We start from the raw sequence: 5,063 nt of genomic DNA on the forward strand, positions 1-5,063 counted from the left end.
ACAAGAAACAGATTAGAAAAATAAGTGCCGGGAGAGCCAGTCCCCGTGCTCAACGCGTCCTGCAAGGGTTGACCCAATGATGCCCCGCAGGGGCCTCTTTTTCCGTGCAGAGTCGCGGAAAAAGCCTAGTGACTTACTCCTGAAACCCTGTCACAAAAAGCTCTTTTCTATATTGGGTTGCGGGCAAAGCCCGCATTAGGAGTAATTCATTAATCAGCCTCCAGCCAAAGGTCAACAAGTATCGACTTTCTTCAGACAAAAGAACAGCCTTGAACTCTAAAGTAATTTCATCCGGGCATTCAAAATGTTTTGCCTTTTTTCAGGTTCAATGCTAACAGATCGACAACTCATGAACAGCAACATCCAGGATCCCGGTTCAAACCAATGATTTCTGTTTTCCAGCCGGTACAGTACCCCATGGATCCCCGGTGGAAAATTCCCACCAGGGAGGAATGCCGATATTACTGGAATTTGTACCACCTGCCCGGACATATCAGGGAGCATAGTATCCTGGTAGCCCATGTAGCTGAATATATCTGCACCCTGGCCTCCTCCAGAGGTCTGCCTGTAAACACAGCGGCTGTTGTTGCCTCAGCTCTGCTGCACGATTTAGGAAAGTTTTTCTGCATAGAGCATGGGGGGTCCCACAATCAGCTGGGTGCAAGCCTGGTTATGGAGCTCACCGGCAACCCGGCCATCGCCCAGGGAGTCATGCACCATGTGTGCTGGCCGGGAGAACTGGACATCCACAAATTTTTTCTGCCCCTTGTAATAATCTATAGCGACAAAAGGGTGATGCACGAGCGAATAGTCAGCCTGGAAACCAGGTTTGAAGATATCTACAAGCGCTACGGCGTAAACCCCAAGATGTACAGGCTGATACACCAGTCATGGCTTCAGACCCTGGAAATCCAGGAACAGTTAAACAGGACTTTAGAGGCAGACCTGAATGCGTGTACTTTTGATAGCAGGAGGGTGGTCCAAGGAAAGGGAGGTTTCTCTGGCAGGCGCTGACCAGATCCACAAAGCCCTGCAGAGCCTGGGACATGAAGTGTTATTCCTGGACCTTACCCCGGACTACCAGGACCTGGTACAAAAAGCCCGTTCAGCCGATGCAGCCTTTATAAATCTGCATGGATGTCCAGGTGAAGACGGAAGTGTGCAGGCCATTCTTGAGGATGTGGGCCTGCCCTACCAGGGCTCCGGGGTACGAGGATCCTTTCTGGCTCTTAACAAGGCCTTGAGTAAGCAGTTTTTTATCAATAACGGATTGAGGACACCCAGGGGAGGCCTGTATCACCCCCAGGGCAATCTGCTAAAAATGTCCCCGCCCGCGGTCTGCAAACCTAACCTGGGTGGTTCCAGTCTGGACATGCACTTTTTTCACAATGCTGGAGACATGCAGTCCTATCTGAAAGGCGTGAGTTCTGATCAGGCGATCCTTGTGGAAGAGTTTATTCCCGGTCGCGAAATAAGTTGCGCTGTACTGGATGATGAGGCTCTGCCCCCGATACTGATCCAACCCGTCAAAGGCGATTTTTTTGACTACATAAGTAAATACGACCCGGAGGGTGCAATAGAGATCTGCCCGGCCCCTGTCTCATCAGAGACGAACCGAAAAGTCAGGGAGATGTCCCTGCAGGCTCACAAAGTGCTTGGGCTAAGCCATTACAGCCGTTCCGACTTCATGCTGGACGAAGATGACAATATTTATATCCTTGAAACCAATACCCTGCCTGGCATGACCAGGACCAGCCTGGTTCCCAGGGCGGCCAAGCAGGTAGGAATAGAGTTTACGGACCTCATTGCCAGGCTTTTGTCCCTGGCAGTAACCTCCAACCAATAGAGGTGACAAGATGAAAGCCAAGAGATTTTCCTTTTGCCACAGAATTCTGCTCACGGTTTATTCCCTGTTATGGATCATAGCCGTGCCTGTTCTGCTGATAGTCAAGAGACACACTCCCATTGATGCAGGCAGGCTTGGGTACGCCATGCCCAAGGGGCCTTTTCAGGTCTGGATCCAGGCTGCCTCCGCGGGGGAAGCCCGGTTGGCCGCGAAATTGGTGAAGGAACTTAACAGCAAGGGGATCAGAAATATTTTGGTCACCACCAGTACCAGGCAGGGCATGGACCTGCTGGACAGCGAGATTAAAGAAGATGCTCAAAAGGCATTCTTTCCCTTTGACAACCTGTGTATAATGTCCATGGCTCTGAAAAGGATCAAGCCCGAAAGACTTGTCCTGCTGGAAACAGAAATCTGGCCGTCCCTGCTTTATGCCTGCCGCCGCCGGAATATCCCGGTGGTACTGGGCAACGGCCGCCTCAGCCTGAAAAGTTTCTGCCGGTACTACTCACTGCGCAGGCTGCTGGCAGGCATAGGTCCGGACACAATAGCAGCAGTGTCCGAAATTGACCGGGAAAGGTTTTCCTCTCTTTTTCCTGCAGCCCATACACAGGTAATGCCCAACATCAAGTTCGACTTATTAGTGGACAAACCACCCATTGCTTATGTTCAAAACCCCCTGTCCTCTTATTTCAAACCCAAGCATGCACTCATAGCCCTGGGTTCTGTACGCCGGGAGGAAGAGCCCCAGGTGGCCAGGGTGATCCGCAATATTTATAAAAACCGGCCCAAGACCAGCATCGCCCTTTTCCCCAGGCACCTGACCCGCACAAAAGCCTGGCAGAAAATCCTGGAAAGAGACAAAATCCCGTATACGCTTCGCTCCAGCCTCCAATCCGGCACCGCCCCCTCGGGGGTAATCCTGTGGGACAGCTTTGGAGAGCTGCAGGCAGCTTATGCCATTGCAAGGTCTGCGTTCGTAGGTGGCAGCCTCATGCCCTGCGGCGGCCAGAATTTCCTGGAGGCCCTGGCTCAGGGTGTGATCCCCTGTGTTGGTCCTTATTGGGACAATTTCAACTGGGTGGGAAGCGAACTCCTGAACATGGGACTGTTGGTCCAGGTTAAGGATGAAAACGAACTTTACTCCAGGCTGATTCAAGCCCAGAGCATGTCCAGAGAACAGGTGGAGAAAAAATTCAAAGAATATCTCCAGACCCGCCTGGGAGGCACACAGGAGCTGGCCGGCATCGCAGCAAGAACCAGGAGGTAAGCGGGATTGAAGGCTACAGGCAGCCCCCTGCCTTATTGCACGGGGATTATCCCTGCCAGGTACGCCTCAACCAGGTTCCCCGGCAAGCCCCTGGCTGATATCCTGGGTCGCCCGATGTTCTGGCATGTTTACCAGCGGGCAATGCAGTGCAGCCTGTTGCAACAGGTATACCTGGCCACTGATGACCACAGAATATTCAATGCAGCCAGGGAACTGGACGTACCGGTGCTAATGACTTCCCCACAGCATCAGAGCGGTACGGACCGCATAATGGAAGCAGCCGAAATCCTGGGCCTCGGCAGGCAGAGCATCGTGGTCAATATCCAGGGAGACGAACCGGCCCTGGAACCGAAATTACTTGACCAGCTCCTGCTCCCTTTTGTAACAGCTACCGGGGTCTGTGTCAGTACCCCGGTCAGAAAAATCGATCCTTGCGAGGCCATCAGCCCGAACGTGGTCAAAGTAGCGGTTTCCAGACTGGGCCGGGCACTATATTTTTCCCGCAGCCCCATTCCCTGGTCATGGGACGGTTCAGGCCCTTTTCTGGGACATATCGGCCTTTATGCCTATAGCTTTGCAACCCTGGAAAGGTTTCATCAACTGGACCCAAGTCCTTTGGAACAAGCTGAAAAATTGGAACAATTGCGTCTCTTGGAGGCCGGCATCCCCATTAATGTAGTGATGACTTCATATATCTGTCACGGGGTGGACGTGCCTGAAGATATTACCAGAGCTGTTGAATTACTGCAGGAGGATGATTATGAGAGCTTTACTGGCCCTTGAAGACGGGACCTGGTTTGAAGGCCGCTCCTTTACCGGTATGGGAGAGGCGTCCGGGGAAGTTATCTTCAATACCGGCATGACCGGCTATCAGGAAATACTTACAGACCCCTCCTATATCGGCCAGATGGTCTGCATGACTTATCCTCTCATGGGCAATTACGGTGTCAATTCTGAAGATGTGGAGTCAGAAAAGGTCCAGGTGGCTGGATTTATTACCAGGGAGTGCTGCCGTATCCCCTCCAACTGGAGGGCCACCCAGTCCCTGCCGGATTATTTAAGGGGGCACAAGATCATGGGCGTTGAGGGAGTCGATACCAGGGCCTTGACAACCCATATCCGCAAATTCGGGGCCATGCGGGGAGTCATGTCCACCACCGAAACCGATCCCGGCAAACTTGCAGGCAAAGCTCAGCAACTTCCCCGCATGGAAGGTCTGAACCTGGCTGAAAAGGCAGGCTGCAGCAGGCCCTTTGCATGGACGGAATGGGGCCCCGTGCAGGCGGATCTGAATCAGGACGGAAGCTATGACTGGCCGGGGATCGGGCCGAAAATTCTAGTGTACGACTATGGAATCAAATGGAACATCCTGAGGCTGTTAAAGGCCCAGGGCCTGGAGATCCTGGTTGTACCCTGGGATTTCGGGTTTGAACAAGCATGCAGGGTACAGCCCCATGGAGTGTTTCTCTCCAACGGTCCCGGTGATCCGGCGGTCATGACCAAAAGTATCCAGATCATATCCAGGCTGCTGGAAAAATTTCCTGTGGCCGGCATCTGTCTGGGACACCAACTCTTGGGGCTGGCCATGGGAGGGACCAGCTTCAAGCTCAAATTCGGTCACCACGGTATGAACCATCCTGTAAAAGATCTGAGCACAGGCAAAATAGAGATATCATCCCAAAACCACGGTTTCTGCGTAAACATCGAACACCTGGACTACCTGGAACAGACCCACATCAACCTCAACGACAACACCCTGGAAGGATTCCGCCACAAATCAAAGCCCTTAATGGCCATTCAGTACCACCCTGAGGCCGCTTCCGGACCCCATGACAGCCGGTATTTTTTCAGCAGATACCGGGAGATGGTCCAGGCGTAGCCCCATCAGATTTACAGACTACAGAGTGCCACGGGGACTGGCTCTCCCCGCACTTATTTTTCCAAGAAAAC

5 protein-coding genes are annotated in these 5,063 nt (G+C 52.7%); all 5 read left to right on the forward strand.

The genetic code is table 11. The features are described 5' to 3' along the window. Positions 1 to 384 precede the first annotated feature (384 nt). Genes QZP87_RS09305 through carA form a run of 5 tightly spaced genes read left to right on the forward strand, consistent with a single transcriptional unit; the run spans position 385 to position 4,992 of the window. On the forward strand, positions 385 to 1,014 hold the full coding sequence (locus QZP87_RS09305) for an HDIG domain-containing metalloprotein (RefSeq protein WP_291322644.1): 630 nt from the start codon (positions 385 to 387) through the stop codon (positions 1,012 to 1,014). Further along, positions 950 to 1,846, forward strand: a complete 897-nt coding sequence (locus tag QZP87_RS09310) for a D-alanine--D-alanine ligase (RefSeq protein WP_291322645.1) — start codon at positions 950 to 952, stop codon at positions 1,844 to 1,846. Before QZP87_RS09305 ends, QZP87_RS09310 begins: the two co-directional genes overlap by 65 nt. Positions 1,847 to 1,856: 10 nt before the next feature. Further along, entirely contained in the window at positions 1,857 to 3,113 is a 1,257-nt protein-coding gene (locus tag QZP87_RS09315; protein WP_291322646.1) for a glycosyltransferase N-terminal domain-containing protein, read from the forward strand. Positions 3,114 to 3,119: 6 nt separating this feature from the next. Beyond that, on the forward strand, positions 3,120 to 3,896 hold the full coding sequence (kdsB, locus tag QZP87_RS09320) for a 3-deoxy-manno-octulosonate cytidylyltransferase (protein WP_291322647.1): 777 nt from the start codon (positions 3,120 to 3,122) through the stop codon (positions 3,894 to 3,896). Next, positions 3,874 to 4,992, forward strand: coding sequence for a glutamine-hydrolyzing carbamoyl-phosphate synthase small subunit (gene carA / locus QZP87_RS09325; RefSeq protein ID WP_291322648.1), 1,119 nt, complete (start codon positions 3,874 to 3,876; stop codon positions 4,990 to 4,992). Before kdsB ends, carA begins: the two co-directional genes overlap by 23 nt. Positions 4,993 to 5,063 lie beyond the last annotated feature (71 nt).

The organism is Desulfonatronospira sp., from assembly GCA_003563255.1.
In the GTDB taxonomy this organism is placed as follows: Bacteria; Desulfobacterota; Desulfovibrionia; order Desulfovibrionales; family Desulfonatronovibrionaceae; genus Desulfonatronospira.

What these genes read in the sequence shown, in the direction of transcription:
- QZP87_RS09310 (WP_291322645.1), top strand. Translation starts at nt 950, where the DNA reads ATGCGTGTACTTTTGATAGCAGGAGGGTGGTCCAAGGAAAGGGAGGTT.
- QZP87_RS09315 (WP_291322646.1), top strand. Translation starts at nt 1,857, where the DNA reads ATGAAAGCCAAGAGATTTTCCTTTTGCCACAGAATTCTGCTCACGGTT.
- carA (WP_291322648.1), top strand. Translation starts at nt 3,874, where the DNA reads ATGAGAGCTTTACTGGCCCTTGAAGACGGGACCTGGTTTGAAGGCCGC.
- QZP87_RS09305 (WP_291322644.1), top strand. Translation starts at nt 385, where the DNA reads ATGATTTCTGTTTTCCAGCCGGTACAGTACCCCATGGATCCCCGGTGG.